This is a genomic window from Pseudomonas sp. NPDC090752 (assembly GCF_055584805.1).
Window position 1 is genome coordinate 1 of the sequence record NZ_JBVJLI010000024.1, and the last position, 15866, is coordinate 15866.

Below are 15866 nucleotides of genomic sequence, written 5' to 3' on the forward strand. Positions count from 1 at the left end.
CGCGCTCACGGCCCATCCATGGGCCGAAGCGCTTGACGGGCTCCTGCCCGTCACCTCCCTCCGCAAGACCTCCGTTCGGCCTCCTGAAGTCGCAATTTGCGTCGTCTGAACTATCGCGCGCTTAAAAGCAAAAAGCCGAGCAAGAGCAAGAGCAGGAGCAAGAGCAAGAGCAAGAGCAGCTACGTTCAGGGGCGGCGGCCTATTTCCGCTACCTGCGCAGTCCATGGCCTGACCTGCTCACTCAGCGACAACCCCAACCCCGGCCGGGTCGGTACCAGCATCCGCCCATCACGGGTTTCCAGCCGTTCATTGAACAGCGGTTCCAACCACTCGAAATGCTCGACCCAAGGCTCGGTCGGATAGGTCGCGGCGAGGTGCACATGCAACTCCATGGCAAAGTGCGGAGCAATCATCACGCCCGCCTGCTCGGCCAGCGCTGCCACTTTCAGGTACGGCGTGATACCACCCACCCGCGGCGCATCCGGCATCAGGTAGTCGGCACCGCGCAATCTGATGAACTCTGCATGCTCAGCCACGCTGGTCAGCATCTCGCCCGTGGCGATCGGCGTATCGAACTGTTGTGCCAGCGCCGCATGGCCCTCCGCGTCATAGCAGTCCAGCGGCTCCTCGATCCACACCAGGTTGAATTCCTCGAAACGTCGGCACATTCGCTGGGCAGTCGGGCGGTCCCATTGCTGGTTGGCATCGACCATCAGCGGGAAGCTGTCACCCAAGTGTTTGCGCACCGTGCTGACCCGATGCAAATCGACCGCGCAATCGGGCTGGCCGACCTTGAGCTTGATGCCGCCAATCCCCTTCTCGCGGGACAGGTCCGTGTTCTTCAGCAACTGCTCCAGCGGCGTGTGCAGGAAACCGCCCGAGGTGTTGTAGCACCGCACCGAATCACGCTGCGCACCGAGTAACCGCGCCAGCGACAGGTTGGCGCGCTTGGCCTTGAGATCCCAGAGGGCCACGTCGAACGCACCAATGGCCTGGGTCGACAAGCCACTGCGGCCGACCGAGGCACCTGCCCAGCACAGTTTGGTCCAGAGCTTGGCGATATCGCTGGGGTTCTCACCGATCAAGGCCGGGGCGATCTCCTTGGCATGGGCGAACTGGCCCGGGCCACCCGCGCGTTTGGAGTAACTGAATCCCAGGCCTTTGTGGCCATCCTCGGTCTCGATCTCGGCAAACAGAATGGCGATCTCGGTCATCGGCTTTTGCCGACCGGTGAGTACCTTGGCGTCGCTGATCGGGTTGGCCAGCGGCAGGAACACCGAGGACACCTTCACATAAGCAATGCGGTCATTGTCGGCGGATGGGCGTTGTTGTTCTTGTACGAGCATGGAACTCTCCTGATGGACGAATTGGCAATTCGGCGCTACGAGCGGGTGGCAGCTGCCGGGGTGGATTCGGTAAGCGCGAGCGGGTCCTGCAAGCCGTCGACCTCGAGGCGCTTGAGCGGCCCGACGATGACCAGGTAGGCAAAGGCGCCGAGCAGGCCCATGGCAGCGACGTAGACCAGTGCGGCGTCGAACGAGCCCTGGGTGACCAGCAGGCCAATGGCAATCGGGGTGACGATGCTGGCGATGTTGCCGCAGAAGTTGAACATCGCACCGCTGATGCCCATGGCGCGCTTGGGCGATACATCACCGACGATGCACCAGCCCAGGTTGCCGACACCCTTGGCGAAGAAAGCGATCGACATCACCAGGATCACCAGCGCGATCGACTGGGTGTAGTTGGCCACCACGATGCTGCTCGACAGCAGCAGGCCACAGATGATCGGGGTCTTGCGTGCGGCGGTGAGGCTGAAGCCCTTCTTCAGCATCCAGTCTGACCAGACGCCGCCGATCATCCCTCCCAGGCACCCGGCAATCGGCGGAATCGCCGCCACCAGGCCGACCTTGAGCAAGGTCATGCCCTTGGCCTCGATCAGGTAGGTGGGGAACCAGGTGAGGAAAAACCAGGTGATCGAGGTGAGGCAGAACTGCCCCAGGTAGATGCCGACCATCATGCGATTGCCGGCAATGCCGCGCAGACGCGCCCAGCTGAACGGGGTCTTGATGTCGCCCATATCGGGCAGGCCACCACCGGCCTCGATATAAGCCAGTTCGGCCTGATTGACGCGCTTGTCACGGCGCGGCTCATGCACGCACTTGAACCACAGCAAGCCAATCAAGACGCCGGCCCCGCCGGTCCAGAAGAACACATGCTGCCAGCCGAAGCTGTTCAACAGTAGCACCATCAGCGGGGTGAATGCGGCCAGGGCGAAATACTGGGCCGATTGGAAGATTGCCGTGGCCAGGCCGCGCTCGTGCCGCGGAAACCACATCACCGTCAGGCGGTTGTTGGCCGGGAACGCCGGTGACTCGGCGACGCCCATCATGAAGCGCAATACGAACAGCGCCAGAAACGCCGAGCTGAACAAGTCGACGAAACCCTGCAAAAAGGTAAAGGTCGACCAGATGATCAGGCTCATGCCCAGCACCAGGCGCGAACCGAAGCGGTCGAGGATCACCCCGCCCGGCAGCTGCATCGCGGTATAGGCCCAACCGAAGGCGGAGAAGGCAATGCCCATGGTCACTGCGTCGAAACCGAGATCGGCGCGCATGGCGGGTGCGGCGATCGACAGCGTGGCGCGGTCGACGTAGTTGAACACGGTGACGATGAAGATCATCGCCAGGATCAGGTAGCGGACGTTGGTCCGCCCTACCTCGTTCGTTGAAGTGATCACTGTTGTTTTCCTTGTTGTGATGTTCGGCATCGAATCTGACCGAGGCAATGATTGCGCAATCATCACAAGGTCAAAAAAACAGCCATCAGCAATAAGGCAGCAGTTGGCTGTGCACTTGATCTTACAATGATTGCGCAATCATTCAAGCGTCAGTTTGTCGGCCAGGTAAAAAATCTCAGGTGCTCTGACGATCGATCAGTGTGAAGCCGGTGTCGACCCGCACCGGGTCCGCGCTGCCCGCGGGATAGCGAAAGCGTTGGAGCAGTGCTTGGGCGATTTCCTCGCCAATGCGCGTCCCGTCGACGCGCACGGTAGACAAAGGAGGATGCACCTGCGCTGCGCTGCTCAGGTCACCGAAGCCCATGACGGCCAGGTCCTCGGGAACACGTAGGCCGCGACTGGCCGCTTCGGCCAGCACACCCTGGGCGATGGTATCGGAGCTGCACACTACCACTTCAGGCAGGTGGCCCTGGTCGAGCAATTGGCGCAGGCCAGCGCGTCCGACTTCGAGCGTCGCCGGCGGGGTCAGAATTTGCGTGGGGATGCCGTCGCAGCCATGCCTGGCCAGTTCCGCCACCAGGCTGTTGCAGCGGCGCAGCCCGCGAGGGTCGCCAATGCTGACCACGGCATAGCGCTGGTAGCCCTTGCCCAGCAGATGCCGGGCGATGGCCTCGCCGACCGCTTCATGGGAAAAACCCACCAGCATGTCCAGCGGATCCTCGCTGAGATCCCACGACTCCACCACCGGGATACCCGATTGCGCCAGGCGCTGGCGACTGGCTTCAGTGTGCAGGGTGCCAGTCAGGACGATGCCGTCAGGGCGCCTGCCGAGCAGGGCCTCGATGAGCTTTTCTTCCTGTTCGGCGGAGTAGCCAGTCAGGCCCAGCAGGGTCTGGTAGCCCGCGGCAGTCAGGCGATCCATCAGCGCCTGCACGGTGTCGGCGAAGATCGAGTTGGCGATGGTGGGCAACAGGATCGCCACCAGCCGGCTTTTGTTGCTGGCCAGGCTGCCGGCGAGCATGTTGGACACGTAGCCGACCTCGCGCACGGCGGCCAGCACCTTCTCCCGCGCGGCCTTGCTGACCACCTCGGGCCGGTGCAAGGCACGCGATACGGTGATCGGCGAGACACCCGCGACCTTGGCCACATCAATCAGGGTCGGGCTGGACTTGTGGTTGGCATCCTGCGACGAGGAAGTACCGGGCTTTTTCGGCATGCTGTTTCCAGGTAGTGGGCGTTGGGGCAGCGGTAGAATTTAGCAAAGATCCGCTATCCTCAGCACTCCTGCATCCTGGACGCCCTCATGGAACTGCACATCCGCCTGGAAGGCCGCAAAGGCTTGGCCGACCAGCTCTACCAACAGCTGCGTGCCGGCATCGACAGCGGCCATCTGGCCGCCGGCACTCAATTGCCCCCTACCCGCTTGCTCGCCGAACAACTGGGCGTATCGCGCAAGACCGTAGCCGAAGCCTATTCGCGCCTGACCTACGACAACCTGCTCAGCGGCGTAGTCGGCCGTGGCACCTTCATTACCCCTCGCCAGCCGGTGCGCAATGACGAGGCGCAAACCGTGCCGCTGGCCGCCGCCGCGTCGCTGGACCGCTGGCAGCAACGCGCCACGGTACTGGCCAGGCGCACGCAGGAAGCCCCGTCACGCTATGACTTCGTCGGCGGTGCCTCGATCAAGTCGCAATTCCCGTTCGACCATTGGCGCAGTTGCCTGAACTACGCCCTGCGCCGCAGCCAGCGACACCCCGAACGGCAGTTCCCGGCCCAGGGCCTGCCCGAGCTGCGTGAAGCCATCGCTCACCACATCGCCTTCGCCCGGGGCGTGCATTGCAGCGCTGCGGATATCCTGGTGTGCAATGGTGCCCAGCAGGCCTTGGACCTGATCGCCCGGGTGTTGATCGAGCCCGGCTGCCCGGTGGCCATGGAAGACCCTGGATACCCACCCGCCCGCCAGCTGTTTCTGGCACTGGGCGCACGCCTGCAGTCGGTACCGGTGGATGAGCAAGGCCTGTGCGTCGAGCAGATCGCCGACGGCACCCGGCTGATCTATGTGACACCCTCGCACCAGTTCCCGCTCGGCATGCCGATGAGCGAAGCGCGCCGCCAGGCGCTGCTGGCCAGGGCCGCCGAGCTCGGGGCGCTGATCATCGAAGACGACTACGACTGTGAATTCCGCTACCAGGGCCCGGCCTCAGACGCCCTGCAGCGCCTCGACCGGCATGGCCTGGTGGCCTATGTCGGTACCTTCTCCAAAACCTTGCTGGCGGAACTGCGCCTGGGTTATGCAGTGCTGCCCCCGGCCGTGCTGAACGCCGCCTGCGTGGCCAAGCATCTGAGCGACTGGCACAGCCCGACGCTGCTGCAGTGGGCCCTTGCGCGGTTCATCAGCGAAGGGCACTTGAGCAAGCACATCCGCCGCTGCCATGACATCTACGGCGCCCGCCGCGCGCGTATCCTGGCGCGGCTGGAAGGCGACCTCGCGCCATGGTTCAGCGTGGTGCCGGCCAGTGCGGGCTTTCACCTCAGCGCACTGGCGCAGCCAGGCGTCGACATCGAGCTGTTGGCCAGCCTCGCCCGCAAGGTGGAAGTCGGCCTCTACTCGCTGGCACCGTTTTTCAGCGAGGCACCTGTGCGCCCAGGGCTGGTGTTCGGCTTTGGCGCCATCGAACTGCTGGACATCGACCCGGCACTGGACCGCGTGCGCGATACCCTGCAGCGCCTTAGCTGACAGTCGCCGCCTGGCCCGCTTGCCGTGGCCGGGCGATGGCAGCGGCATAACCCCGTGGCGCGAAGCGCGTGGTAACCAGTAGCATGGCCAGCACAGTGATGGTCAAGAGCGTCCACGACGCCTGGAAGTCACCCGTGACATCGCGCAGCCAACCGGTAACATACGGCACGGTGCCCGTGATGATGAAGCCGATCCCCTGTACGAAGGCTGCCAGGCTGCCCGCTTCGCCGGGAGTTTTCAGATGCTCCAGGGTCAAGGTCAGGCTCAGGCTGAAGCACGCCCCCAGGCCAAGACCGATCATCGCTACCCACACGCCCATGGCCAGCGACGGCGCCAGCAGCAAGCCGAGAAAACCTGCCAATTGGATCGACAACGCCAGCCACAAGCCAGGGCGGCGGTCGGCCAAGCGTCGCAGCAACAAGGGCAGACCCAGCGCGCCAGCCACCTGGAAAATAGTCATCAGGCCGACCAGGTCGCCACCGCCCTGGGCCGTGCCGCCATGCTCCAGATGGTAGGCTGGCAGCCAGGCCACCATGCTGGTGTAGCCACCATTGATCAGGCCGAAATACAGCGCCAGCAACCAGGCTCGGCGCGTACCGAACCAATGCCCCTCGGCAGCCCCCGCCAATTTCGGCACCGCGTCACGCGGGCGCAGCACGGCCCAGGCGAGCACCGCCAGCAGTGCCGGTATCGCCCACAGTCCGAGGCCGGCCTGCCAATGGCCGAAATACCCGCTCATATGTGGCCCGAGTACCGCAGCCAGGCCGCCACCGCTCATCAAGGCCGCCGAGTAAAGGCCCATGGTCCCAGCCAGGCGGGTGGGGAACCAACGATTGACCAACCCCGGCATCATGCCTTGCACCACCGCCACGCCCAGCCCCGCCAGTACCGCACTGGCGATCAGCGCCCAGGCGCTGTCCAATTGCAGCCGCCACAGGCACGCCAGGGCAATGGCCGCGAGGCCACCGAGCATGCCGCCATGCTCACTGAGCCAGCGACGCAGCCAGGGCTGCAGCAAGGGCACCAGGCCCATGCACAACACCGGTAACGCGGTCAGTAGCGCGGCCTGTTGGTAACCCAGGCCGGTACTGGCGCGCATGGGTTCGAGCAACGGACCGATGCTGGTCAGGATCGGCCGCAGGTTCAGCGCCAGCAGCATTACCAGCAACAGATTCAACGCGCCCCTCATGGTCGGCTCGCCGGCTTGCATTGCTTGAAGCGTTCGTTACACATCGATCAGCTCTCATGTTCAAGACCGCACCATTATCCCGCCTCGCCAGGCCGGGCTGAAATGAAGAGATTGGATGCTTGCCAGTGGGCACCTGAATGATGCAATTGGCCTCCCGGCAATGTGCAGCATTGGCTATCGGGCAAAGCGGCTGGCGGCGCTAAGGTAGCGCCATGTCCACCCCACCTTCTTTGGAGATCGCCATGCACAACCGTATCGAATGGGCCAAGCACTCACCTGAGGCCTACAAAGCCATGGTCGGCCTGGAACAGGCTCTGGCCAAGAGCGGCCTGGAAAATTCCCTGCTGGAACTGGTGCGCCTGCGCGCTTCGCAAATCAACGGCTGCGCGTATTGCGTGAACATGCACGCCAACGATGCACGCAAGGCTGGCGAAACCGAAGCGCGCCTGCAGACGCTGAGCGTGTGGCAGGAAACCCAGTACTTCACGCCCCGTGAGCGTGCAGCGCTGGCGTGGGTCGAGAGCCTCACCCGCCTGCCCGAGCGTGGCGCGCCGCAGCCAGAGTACGAAGCGCTGCAGGCGCATTTCGAGCCAGCTGAAGTTGTCAACCTGACCCTGGCCATCGCCACCATCAATGCCTGGAACCGGTTTGGGGTAGGGTTTGCCATGGTGCCGGCATGAAGCAGTAGCGGAAAAGATCCCACAAAACTTGGTGATCTTTCTGACTGCACGCTGCAGGCGGCCTCACTAGCATCGGTTTTCATTCAAAAACCGTGAGCTACTTCTAATGCCACTCACCCGCCTGACCTCGCCTGCTTGCGTCCTGTTATGCACCACGCTGTTATCGAGCCCCTTGTTGCAAGCCCAGCCCCTGACCCGTGACAACGGCGCGCCCGTAGGTGAAAACCAGCATTCGCAGACCGCGGGCGCGGCGGGGCCAGCCCTGCTGCAGGATGTGCAACTGATTCAGAAACTCCAGCGCTTCGACCGCGAGCGCGTTCCGGAGCGTGTGGTGCATGCCCGCGGCACCGGTGCCCACGGTGAATTTACCGCTTCTGAAGACCTTTCCGCACTGACCGTGACGCCGCTGTTCACCCCGGGGCAGAAAACGCCGGTGTTCGTCCGTTTCTCCTCAGTGGTGCATGGCCTGCACTCGCCCGAAACGTTGCGTGACCCGCGTGGTTTCGCCACACGTTTCTACTCCAGCACCGGCAACTGGGACCTGGTTGGCAACAACTTCCCGACCTTCTTCATTCGCGACGCGATCAAATTCCCGGACATGGTGCACGCGTTCAAGCCCGACCCGCGCAGCAACCTGGGTAACGATGCCAGACGTTTCGATCTGTTTTCACACATGCCGGAAGCCACGCGTACCCTGACGCTGCTCTACTCCAACGAGGGGACGCCAAAGAGCTATCGGCACATGGACGGCAATAGCGTCCACGCCTACAAGTTCGTCAACAAAAAAGGCGAAGCCACTTACGTGAAGTTCCACTGGAAGAGCCTGCAGGGCCAGGAAAACCTTGATCCCAAGGCTGTCGAGCAGATCCAGGGCAAGAATTTCAGCCATATGACCGAGGACTTGGTCAGTTCCATCCGTCGAGGTGACTACCCCAAGTGGGACCTTTACATTCAAACCTTGCGCCCGGATCAGCTGACAACGTTCGATTTCGACCCACTGGATGCCACCAAGATCTGGCCTGACGTGCCCAAGCGCCGGGTCGGCCAGATGGTCCTCAACCGCAACGTTGGCAACTTCTTCCAGGAAACCGAGCAGGTCGCCCTGGCGCCTTCGAACCTTGTCCCAGGGATCGAGCCATCTGAGGACCGCTTGCTACAAGGCCGGCTGTTCTCCTACGCCGATACCCAGATGTACCGGGTAGGTGCCAATGTCAACAACCTACCCATCAACCAACCGCGGGCGGCTGTCAACAATGGCAACCAGGACGGCGCCCTCAACCCCAACCGAACCCGCAGCATGGTCAACTATGAGCCCAGCCGCGTGGAGCCACGCTCCAGCACCGAATCGGCACGCTACAGCCAATTGCCGTTGGGCGGGACCACCCAGCAGCAGGGGATTGCCAAGCAACAGAACTTCAAGCAGGCCGGTGAGTTGTACCGCGCCTACAGCAAGCGCGAGCAACGCGACCTGGTGAACAGCTTTGGTCAGGCGCTCGCGGCAGCCGACGATGAAAGCAAGCACATCATCCTGTCATTCCTGTACAAGGCTGATGCCCAGTATGGCGCGGGGGTAGCCAAGGTAGCCAAGGGCGACTTGACGCGGGTCAAAGCCTTGGCTGCAAAACTGGAGGACTGAGTGCTGAGTGGCTATCGGGCGATTATCTTCGCCCGATAGCTTCCCGGGCTCTGCCCCGTCCATTTCTTGAAAGCCCGGTGAAATGCACTGGGTTCTTGAAAGCCGGCCTGCTCGGCAATCTCAGCCACGCTCATCACGCCCTCACGCAAGCGCTCGAAGGCCATCGCCCGGCGCACTTCGTCCTTGATCTGCTGATACGAACGCCCTTCGCGCTCCAACTGCCGGCGAAAGGTGCTGGCGCTGACGCCGTGCAGCTTCGCCAAGGCCTCCAGGGTCGGCCATTGCCCGTAGCGACGCGCGCGCAAATGGCGGTAGACACCGGCCACCACGCCATGCTGGTTGCGAAACCGGATCACCAGCCCCTGCGGCGCACTGCGCAGAAACGTCTTCAGGCTGCTGAGGCTCTGCACCACCGGCAAGCGCAAACAGGCGCTATCGAACTCAACCTCCGTGCGACCACTGCCCAGGCGAACGTCGGGCCCCCACAGCAGCATGTCGTCTTCCTGGGCCGGACGTGCCAGGGCAAGCTCGGTACGGTCGATGGCAATGCGTCGTCCAGCCAGCCAGCAAAGCAGACCAATCACCAGCACCAGATAGGTTTCTTCGGCGTAGACTCGGGTCAAGGGGTCGGCGATTTCCGACTGCACGCTTATCACGGCGCGGCCACCACGCACCGTCAGGCTGCCGCGCAGGTCGCGCAGAAACAGGCTGAAATTGCCCATGCATTGGCGTAGGGCCCTGTCCAGGTTCGGTTCCTGGATCAGGCCACGGCAGATCAGCGCGAAGCTGCCCAGTGGCATGCCATGGCTATCCAGGCAAAAGAATTCGTCATCCAGCAGATGAATAAGCGCCAGCCACAGCTGAGCGAAGGCCTTGGCCGGCACGCGGGCCTGCGGCTGCCCGAGCAGCGCCGGGTCGATACCGACCTTGCGCAAGTGCTCATCACGCACGTCGGGCCTGCCACGCAGGGCATGCAGCATGGCATTGAGAAAGTACACGGCGACCGTATCGCTCTCGCGCATGGCGTCATTCGCTGTCTATGCTGAGTGGCAAAAAGTGCCAGGTTGACTGAACAGATCCGGCATAGGCTGCAACAGAGCCTTTGCCTAGACTCGGACCCCATCCGGGATCGCCGGCCATTCTCGCAGAGCATGGCCCGCTCCCGCCATGCCTTAGCAATCGGAGCCATCATGAGCAGCACAGAAATCTACGTCGTCAGTGCCGTCCGTTCCGCCATCGGTGGTTTTGGCGGTTCGCTCAAGGACCTGCCCCTGGCCGACCTCGCCACTGCCCTTACCCGCGCCGCCATCGAGCGTTCGGGCGTGGCTGCCGAACAGATCGGCCACGTGGTCATGGGCAGCGTCATTCCCACCGAGCCACGCGATGCCTACCTGGCCCGGGTGGCGGCGATGAACGCCGGGATCCCCAAGGAAACTCCGGCGTTCAACGTCAACCGCCTGTGCGGTTCGGGCTTGCAGGCCATCGTATCGGCCACCCAGTGCCTGTTGCTTGGTGACACCGACGTGGCCCTGGCGGCCGGTGCCGAATCCATGAGCCGCGGCCCGTACCTGCTGCCGCAAGCGCGCTGGGGCGCACGCATGGGCGACCTGCAGGGCATCGACTATACCGTCGGCGTTCTGCAAGACCCGTTTGAACATTTCCACATGGGCATCACAGCGGAAAATGTCGCCGCCGAGCACGGCATCACCCGCGAAATGCAGGATGAACTGGCCCTGACCAGCCAGCGCCGCGCCGCTCGCGCCCAGGCCGAAGGCCGTTTCGACGGTCAGATCGTGCCGCTGCAATTGAAAACCCGCAAAGGCACCATCGAGTTCGCGGTGGACGAACACGTGCGCGGTGATGTGACGGCCGAACAACTGGCCGGCATGAAGACCGTGTTCAAGAAAGACGGCACCGTCACTGCCGGCAACGCCAGCGGCATCAATGACGGTGCTGCCGGCCTGGTGCTGGCCACCGGTGACGCCGTGCGCCGCCTGGGCCTCAAGCCGCTGGCACGCTTGGTAGGCTATGCCCACGCCGGGGTCGAGCCGCACCTGATGGGCCTGGGGCCAATCCCGGCCACACGCAAAGTGCTGGAAAAAACCGGCCTGAAGGTCAGCGACCTCGATGTGATCGAGTCCAATGAAGCCTTCGCCGCCCAGGCCTGCGCCGTGGCCCGGGCCCTGGACTTCGACCCGGAGAAGGTCAACCCGAACGGCTCGGGCATCTCCCTGGGCCACCCGGTCGGCGCTACCGGGGCGATCATCGCCACCAAGGCCATTCATGAGCTGCAGCGCATCCAGGGCCGCTACGCGCTGGCCACCATGTGCATCGGCGGCGGCCAAGGCATCGCCGTGGTCTTCGAGCGCGTTTGAGGGGATCAGCGACATGAGCATTGAACAGATCGCCGTGATCGGCGCCGGCACCATGGGCAACGGCATCGCGCAAGTGTGCGCGGTGGCGGGCTATCAGGTGCTTCTGGTGGACGTTTCCGATGCTGCGCTGGAGCGCGGCGTGGCCACCCTGAACAAAAATCTGGAGCGTCAGGTCAACAAGGGCACGCTCGACAGCGAACGTGCCGAGGCTGCGAAATCACGTATCCGCACCAGCACCGACTACACCCAGTTCAACACCGCGCAGTTGGTAATCGAGGCGGCCACCGAAAACCTGCAACTCAAACAGCGCATCCTGCAGCAGGTGGCGGCCAATGTTGCAACTGACTGCCTGATCGCCACCAACACCTCGTCGCTGTCAGTCACACAGTTGGCGGCCAGCATCGCGCACCCCGAGCGGTTCATTGGCGTGCACTTCTTCAACCCAGTGCCAATGATGGCCCTGGTCGAGATCATCCGTGGCCTGCAGACCAGCGACAGCACCTACGCCCAGGCGCTGCTGGTCACCGAAAAGCTCGGCAAGACCCCGATCACCGCCGGCAACCGCCCAGGCTTCGTGGTCAACCGCATCCTCGTGCCGATGATCAATGAAGCGATCTTCGTGCGCCAGGAAGGCCTGGCCAGTGCCGAGGACATCGACACCGGCATGCGCCTGGGCTGCAACCAGCCGATCGGCCCGCTGGCCCTGGCCGACCTGATCGGCCTGGACACCTTGCTGGCGATCATGGACGCCTTCCACGAGGGCTTCAACGACAGCAAGTACCGCCCTGCTCCGCTGCTCAAGGAAATGGTCGCGGCGGGTTGGCTGGGGCGCAAGAGCGGCCGTGGTTTCTTCACTTACTGAGGGGCTAACAGCATGCCGTCGGTCAATGCTGAAGTGCGCTGCGCCAACTTCGAAGAGCGACGTGACCGTGCCATGGCGCTGTTCGCCGAAAAAGGCTTCGGCCAGGTCAGCATGCGCGAACTGGCGGCGCATGTGGGGTTGACGGCGGGGTCGCTGTATCACCATTTTCCCAGCAAGCAGGACTTGCTGTACGACTTGATCGAAGAGTTGTACGAGGAATTGCAGGCAACCCTGGACCTGGGCCGCCGCGCCATGGCCCGTGGCAGCTCGGCATTGTCGTGCCTGATCGCGGCCCATTGGCAGTTGCACGCCGAGCGGCCGCTGCAGTTTCGTTTGGCAGAGCGCGATTTCTGTTGCCTGAGCGAAGATCAGCAGGCGCGCCTGGCGTCGTTGCGCAAGCATTACGAAACGGGATTGCTGCGGTTGATTGCTCCGCAGGCGACATTACCGAGCCAGACGTTGCTAGCCACCACGCAGGTGCTGGCGACGTTGCTGAACCGGTTGCCGGGGATGCTTGACGCAGTGCCTGCGGAGCAAGGGGTGAAGTTGATGGAGGATATGCTAGTGGGTGGCATCGAGCGCGCGTTGCGCTAGGGCATTCTGGCATTTTGCGGGTCATTTGATTGGGTAGGCCAATAGGCGTTCCCACCTTGAGGACGCGCCTATCGCCTGGTTTACTACAGGAAGACCATCGGGTGGCTGGCCCGGTTCGTCTATCGCAGGAGGGATTTGGGTTTCAACGCATCCTTCTCCCTCTGACTTACATACGCCTTCGGGTTGGCGCCCAGAACGCTGTTGTTATCCGTGAGACTCACGGCGACGTAATGCCTTTCGCCATTAAAGGTAACTTCATAGATCGGTCGTCCCTGCTTCCTTGCAGTTTGACCTTGCATACCCACGATCTGACCGTTGACCACAGCCTGCATCACCAACTTGAGGATATCTTGATCAGTATTAATCCCGTCCTTTTGAAAATCTTCACGGTGTTCCTTGAGTATGTGCTTGAGGCCTTGATCGCCGGTGCGCTGGTTGATTAAACCCAATTCCAAGAAAACGATTTCTGATTTCCCTGTCTTCTCGTTAGGCCGTTGGCCAATGGCCTTAATTTGCTCCGAGCCCTTCACATCGGTAGGCAACCTTGATCTCAACCTGTCAAAAACCTCTGGATTGTGATCGGGTGTACCAAATTCTCTAACAGGTGCGACCGGCGCCTTTCTAACTTGCGGCTTTTGTTTCGACGACTTGACGGGAGTCAACTCAGCCTGCAACTCTTTGTCCCTCTGTTTTTTTGCCTTGCGCGCCTCATTGCGTTTGCGGTTGCGGGCACTCGCGGCAAACTTGCTCACCACCTCATCCTCGGAGTCGGAGGCGGGTGACTCTGCTGCGGGGGCCTGATCGACAGAGCTTTTAGAGCCTGGACTCGTCGCAGATGAAATGGACGGTTGCGGGGAGGCATCAGGCTCAACCTCGCTCTGCACCGGTTGCGCTGCCGGTGCCTCCGGGGCGGACTGGGATTCGCCCAAACCTAACATTGAAGCCATGCGGCTCAACATCAACCCCTGCTCGTCCACCATCGTCATCGGGTTATTGCGTACCATCGAGAACAGGTTCAAGCCATCCACCGCTCCTGCTGGGTCCGCACTCAACCAACGGCCTAGCCAAGGCTGATAATAGCGGTACCCGTAGTAGTACAAACCGGTGGTGTCACGCTCTTTACCAGAGTAACGAACGAACTTGTAGGCCCCTTGCACTTCGCTTTCAGCCTTCCAGACCGCGGTTCCCCCATAGGGGTAGTACATCTCCTGACTGATGACAGCACCGCTGCCATCGACCTCCAGGCAGCCGCTGTTGAACGGGTCGGCATAGCTGTAACGCAACTGCCCGTCCGGCAGCGTCGGCGGTTTGCCTGCCGTCCAGTGCAGGGCTCGTACCTGGGCGTGCCCGTCAGCGCCGGCGTTCACCACCTCCAGCGCCTGCGCCAGCGTGTCGCCCTGCAGGGTACAGCGCAGCTCCAAGCCTGGCAGGTACTGCACACGTTGCGTGCGCTGGCTGCTTGCGGTTTTGCTGGTACTGACCTTGAGCTGGCGCTGGCTACTGATGTCGTAGCGGTAGTGTTCACAATCGTCCGCCGCGGCCTCGCGCATCACCGGGGTAACCGTGTGCAATTCACCGCTGGGTGTCCACGTCAGCTGCTGGCCCGGCAAAAAGGTCTTTTGCTGCCCACTGGCGTCGAACAAGGCCTCGACGGCAGCCGGGTCCCGTGTAAGGGAACTCTCCACCGCCCGATTGCTGCGGTCACTGACGGTGATGTCGGTGGTGTAGTTGTGATTGCTGGCCGGCGCTTCGTGGCGGATGCGTGTCAGGTTGCCCGCCATGTCGTAGCTGTACGTGCGGCTGTAACGGGTGTAGGTGACATTGTCCAGGTTCGCCAGGACAGGCAGCTTGACGCCTTGCTGACCGGCATTGGCCATCTCTCGCCCACTGGCGCTGACCAGCTGGTACAAGCTGTCGTATACGTAGGTGCATTGCGGTTCGACTTTCTGGTTACGCCAGAAGCGGGTTTGCTCAGCCTCGTCGCGCACACTCACCACGTTGCCGACCCGGTCGTAGGCATAGCGAAGATCCTGAAGTACCCTGGCGCCCTTCGCATGCCCTGAGGGTCGCTCGGTGCGAACGGCAGCCAGGCGCTGGTTGCGCGGGTCGTAGCGATAGAGGGTGATCAGGCCATTGCCATGCACTTCACGCTGTTTTTGACCGGCCGCCGAATAGCTCAGGCTGTCGAGAACGACCTGCTCACGCCCGCCTGCCAGCGTTATCCAACTGCCCGTGAGCTGGCCCAAAACATCATACACTTGGCGACGCCGGTGCCCGGCAGCATCGCGCAAGGTGAGCAACGCACCGGTTGCATCCACCGTGCTCAACGTCAGGCTGGCCTCGGTATGCGATTGAAGCTGAGCCTCCCACTGGTCAGGTTGGTCACCGCCCCAGTCGGCCTTCGCCTGCAGGTCGTCGGCCCTGGCCAGCAAGCGTTGCGCGGTCGAAATGGGCACACCCGTCAAGCTGACGCTATGGGTGCTCATCAAGCCGGCCGTGTGGTAGTGCAAGTGCGCTTGGCCGGCCAGGTTGTGAGCTTTTTCAGCCGCGCTGTTTCCGGCGTAGACCAGCCTCTTCAATCGACGAGGCGCAAGGCCGTTGACCTGCTCGCTATGGCCCAACAGGCGCCCAGGCAGGGTGGCATTTTCGTAGTGCCAGGTACGGGTGATCGCCTCGCTGCGATCGTACTCACCGTCCTCATCAATCGCGATACGGGTCACGGCCAACAGCGGCCGCCCGGCAGCGTCGGCAAGGTTGATCGACACGCCCGCGTCGACACTTTGGGTGCACACTTGACTACCCGCCAAGTCGCTCAGCCAGGTGAAGTTGACTCTGCTGCGGGCATGCAGGCGCGGGTCGCTGCTATGGACCAGCAAGCCCCTGGCGTCATGGTGCTGGCGAGTGATCCGTGGCGCTGTCAACGACGGGCTGTCCGGGTGGCGGTGGTAGCTGATGCTCCGGGCAACCAGGCCACGATTGTCCACCACGGTGACGGTGGGTGTATTGCGGTGCAGTGCGTTATCAGTAGGAGCAGGCATCGCGTGCCTCCTGTGCTT

Annotated in this window: 12 protein-coding genes; 6 read left to right on the plus strand and 6 right to left on the minus strand. The window is 62.7% G+C overall.

The features are described from left to right. Positions 1 to 185: 185 nt before the first annotated feature. From ACZ6YA_RS23665 to ACZ6YA_RS23675, 3 genes are all read right to left on the minus strand, one after another. Entirely contained in the window at positions 186 to 1346 is a 1161-nt protein-coding gene (locus ACZ6YA_RS23665; RefSeq protein ID WP_465899938.1) for an L-talarate/galactarate dehydratase, read from the minus strand. Between the two features lie 35 nt (positions 1347 to 1381). Further along, entirely contained in the window at positions 1382 to 2767 is a 1386-nt protein-coding gene (locus tag ACZ6YA_RS23670; protein WP_465899940.1) for an MFS transporter, read from the minus strand. Positions 2768 to 2912: 145 nt separating this feature from the next. Next, the gene (locus ACZ6YA_RS23675) at positions 2913 to 3953 is read right to left on the minus strand and encodes a LacI family DNA-binding transcriptional regulator (protein ID WP_465899942.1); all 1041 of its coding nucleotides are present in this window, start codon (positions 3951 to 3953) and stop codon (positions 2913 to 2915) included. Between the two features lie 87 nt (positions 3954 to 4040). Between ACZ6YA_RS23675 and pdxR the strand changes: the two genes are divergently transcribed. Beyond that, a complete protein-coding gene (pdxR, locus tag ACZ6YA_RS23680) occupies positions 4041 to 5474 on the plus strand; it encodes a MocR-like pyridoxine biosynthesis transcription factor PdxR (protein ID WP_465899944.1) in 1434 nt (477 codons plus the stop codon). On the opposite strand, the gene ACZ6YA_RS23685 is transcribed toward pdxR, so the two are convergent. Then, entirely contained in the window at positions 5467 to 6663 is a 1197-nt protein-coding gene (locus tag ACZ6YA_RS23685) for a cyanate transporter (RefSeq protein ID WP_465899946.1), read from the minus strand. The genes pdxR and ACZ6YA_RS23685 overlap by 8 nt on opposite strands. A 242-nt stretch (positions 6664 to 6905) precedes the next feature. Between ACZ6YA_RS23685 and ACZ6YA_RS23690 the strand changes: the two genes are divergently transcribed. Together ACZ6YA_RS23690 and ACZ6YA_RS23695 are read left to right on the plus strand one after the other, a co-directional pair. Then, complete coding sequence (locus tag ACZ6YA_RS23690) at positions 6906 to 7343, plus strand: carboxymuconolactone decarboxylase family protein (protein WP_465900024.1); 438 nt, start codon at positions 6906 to 6908, stop codon at positions 7341 to 7343. Positions 7344 to 7449: 106 nt separating this feature from the next. Next, positions 7450 to 8979 (plus strand): catalase, encoded by a 1530-nt coding sequence (locus ACZ6YA_RS23695; RefSeq protein WP_465899948.1) that lies wholly within the window; start codon positions 7450 to 7452, stop codon positions 8977 to 8979. An 11-nt stretch (positions 8980 to 8990) separates the two neighbouring features. On the opposite strand, the gene ACZ6YA_RS23700 is transcribed toward ACZ6YA_RS23695, so the two are convergent. After that, a complete protein-coding gene (locus ACZ6YA_RS23700; protein ID WP_465899950.1) occupies positions 8991 to 10001 on the minus strand; it encodes an AraC family transcriptional regulator in 1011 nt (336 codons plus the stop codon). 168 nt (positions 10002 to 10169) lie between these two features. Here ACZ6YA_RS23700 and ACZ6YA_RS23705 point away from each other — a divergent pair, with 168 nt between their 5' ends. From ACZ6YA_RS23705 to ACZ6YA_RS23715, 3 genes are read left to right on the plus strand one after another with little or no spacing between them, the layout of a single operon-like run. Then, complete coding sequence (locus tag ACZ6YA_RS23705; RefSeq protein WP_465899952.1) at positions 10170 to 11354, plus strand: acetyl-CoA C-acyltransferase family protein; 1185 nt, start codon at positions 10170 to 10172, stop codon at positions 11352 to 11354. A 13-nt stretch (positions 11355 to 11367) separates the two neighbouring features. Beyond that, positions 11368 to 12216 carry a 3-hydroxybutyryl-CoA dehydrogenase gene (locus ACZ6YA_RS23710; RefSeq protein WP_465899954.1) on the plus strand — a complete coding sequence of 283 codons (849 nt, stop codon included), beginning with the start codon at positions 11368 to 11370 and terminating at the stop codon, positions 12214 to 12216. 12 nt (positions 12217 to 12228) lie between these two features. Then, positions 12229 to 12810, plus strand: coding sequence for a TetR/AcrR family transcriptional regulator (locus ACZ6YA_RS23715; protein WP_465899956.1), 582 nt, complete (start codon positions 12229 to 12231; stop codon positions 12808 to 12810). 119 nt (positions 12811 to 12929) lie between these two features. Here the strand turns inward: ACZ6YA_RS23715 and ACZ6YA_RS23720 are convergent, their stop codons facing one another. Continuing rightward, the gene (locus tag ACZ6YA_RS23720) at positions 12930 to 15848 is read right to left on the minus strand and encodes an RHS repeat-associated core domain-containing protein (protein WP_465899958.1); all 2919 of its coding nucleotides are present in this window, start codon (positions 15846 to 15848) and stop codon (positions 12930 to 12932) included. Between the last annotated feature and the right edge of the window lie 18 nt (positions 15849 to 15866).